The sequence below is a fragment of the Nocardia sp. NPDC004604 genome (assembly GCF_040609795.1).
Lineage (GTDB): Bacteria > Actinomycetota > Actinomycetes > Mycobacteriales > Mycobacteriaceae > Nocardia.
Genome location: NZ_JBEXLC010000311.1, coordinates 1 through 2534, shown reverse-complemented (window position 1 = coordinate 2534; position 2534 = coordinate 1). Strand labels below are relative to the sequence as shown.

Annotated in this window: 2 protein-coding genes; both read right to left on the bottom strand. The window is 63.5% G+C overall.

Annotated features, from left to right (window positions below):
• Positions 1–310 precede the first annotated feature (310 nt).
• Positions 311–892 (bottom strand): hypothetical protein, encoded by a 582-nt coding sequence (locus ABZW16_RS43685; RefSeq protein WP_354962054.1) that lies wholly within the window; start codon positions 890–892, stop codon positions 311–313.
• Positions 893–1523: 631 nt separating this feature from the next.
• A partial coding sequence (locus ABZW16_RS43680; RefSeq protein WP_354962053.1) for an amidohydrolase family protein occupies positions 1524–2534 on the bottom strand: 1011 nt, incomplete at its 5' end.

The following is a 2534-nucleotide window of genomic DNA, read 5'->3' as shown; positions in this document are numbered from 1 at the left end:
GATACCCCCTCCGGACACTTACCATAACCCCAACCGTGCGGGTCGAGAGATGTCTCGACCCGCACGAGTCGGTGTTTGCGTGCCCTGCCGAGGGCACAGGCAGAAAGCCTAATTTCCGCAGGTCAGGCGTGTTCCGCGAATCGTAAGGGAATCAGCGCGAACGCAAAATTCCGTCGCAGGTTCGCACCATACGAGGTTGCTGTCAGCTAGCACCCCAGCTCAGAGCACCCATAGGGCACGATAGTCAGACAAAAGGCGACCCTCAGAGACGTCCTTGGCACACGGACCCTCCACCCGGACCGCACTACGGCTAGGAAGGCGGGAGCGACTGAGCCCTTCGTCGGACCTCGATCATGTGGTCATGCGGTGTCCACGCATCCCGCCACGCCGGAACCGCGATACTCGCCTCGGCAACACCGAGATCCTCGCGGGTCGCAATACTTAATTCCTTGCGCAGTCGGTAAGCCTCTCGAACGATCAACAACCAGTCAGCATCACCGGCGAGTTCACCGTACGCGAACCATTCCAAAGTCCATGTGCACCTGTTGAGTTCATCTCCGATCGCCACCGCCTTCGGGCTGCCCAGCAACTGCACCTCCTGCCACCGCTGAATACGCTCACGCTCGAGTTCCCCGAGCTGAACAACGCCCTCCTGCAACGACATCCCGTGCGGGTCGGCCTCGCCCGCTCGTATCCGGACCACACGTGCAGCCAAGGTGTGCATCCCCCTGGTGACGATCAAGAATTCCGAGTACACCTGCAACCGACGTTCGTCCCACCGCGCGGCCTGGCTCCGATTCCACTTGGACCGCTCATTGACATACGAGGCCAGAAAGGTGATCCCACCACCGATCACCACCCCACCCAGCGTGCCGAGCAACTGAGACCACACGGCCGAATACTATCCGCGGCAACAGATTTATCCCCGAACTCAGCCATCGACCAGATCGCGGCCACAGAGCCGCTGCTACTACATGGCGCGACGTACTGATCGAGCGATTCCCCCAGCTCGCCAGAACCAAGCGCACACGACCTACAGGGTATGGCGTGTCGCTGCTACGGAATCCCTGATCATGTTTACCTGATGCCTGCTCCGACAAGCCGTCGGCCCAGGGCAGCGGCCGGAAGGCCTTTGGGCTGGACAGCAACCACCGTGACTCATGGAAGGCAGGTCACGACGCAATCCGCGCCTTCGTCACCACCGAAGGCGCCGCCAACTCCACCGCCGCACCAGCACCGTGATCCTCAGCATCGAAGCCACCTTCCCCGACAAGGACGATCCCGACGCCACCATTCAGCTCGGCGGAAGCGCAATGATCGTTTTGGACAACGCGCTCGACCCCGATGTGAATACGGGATCATCCTCGTCGACTATGCAAGCACGAATTCCCGACCGTGAGAATGAAAGGATCCGAGCGCCGGAGACCGGTCGAGGACATTCTGCGAGATCGCGGCGTCGCCGAGACCATGCCCGATTTCGGCGTGGATGCGGATCGACACTGGAGCGGGCGATCGACGGCCGACTACACGCCGTTCAGCCGGAAAAGCCGCTCAGCGTTGCGATGTGTGATCCTCTCCTGTTCCTCGGGCGTGATGTCGAGTTCGTCGAGGAACTCACGCACACCGCCGAGGTGGAGGAACGGGAAGTCGGTGGACCAGATCACCCGGTCGAGTCCCACCTCGGCACGGATGAAGTCGAACTGGGGGCGGTGGAACATCCCGCTGGGCGTGACCCAGACGTTGGAGCGGTAGACCTCGGCGATCGTGCGTGACAACCCGGTGTCGCCCGGCGAAAGGACGTCGTCCAGGCGGCTGAGGTAGAAGGGGACCATCTCGCCCCAGTGGCCACTGATGATCTGCAGGTCGGGAAGACGTTCGAACACTCCGGCGAGGATGAGCCGCAGCACGTGAATGCCGGCCTCGTGGTGCCAGCCCCATCCGCCTAGGGAGAACTCCGCGGTCACCTTGTCGTTGAAACCCGCGTAATAAGACCGCTGCACCTGTTGAACAGGATGGAAAGGGTGCACGTAGAGAGGCACCCGCAGTGCGGCGATCCTGTCCAGGACCGGCTGGTAGGCGGGTTCGTCGAGGAACCCGGCACCGGGACGTCCCAGGATGAGGACGCCGCGCAGACCGAGGTCGGTCACGGCGCGGTCGAGTTCGTCGACGGCGGCGGCGGGCAGTTGCCACGGCAACGCCGCCAGCCCCTGATCGGGGCTAGCGAGGACCGCCTTCGAGAGCCGGTCGTTGACCGACTGGCACAGGGCGATCGCCCTGTCGTCGGGAACCAGCTGGACTGGGCTGGTCCAGGAAACAATCTGCACGTCGATGCCGTGCTCGTCCATCCGCCGGATGCGGTCCTGCCCGAGGTCGGTGCCGAGGCGGATCGCTTCGTGGATGTCGACGGCGGGTCGTCGGCCGGCACCGGGGCGCACCGGCGAGGAGCTGGAACTCTGGGCACGCATGTACGGCGCCTCACGGGCGAGGACCGGGCCTGCTGCTTCGGCGATCGACTGGTCGACCGCATGTTCTTC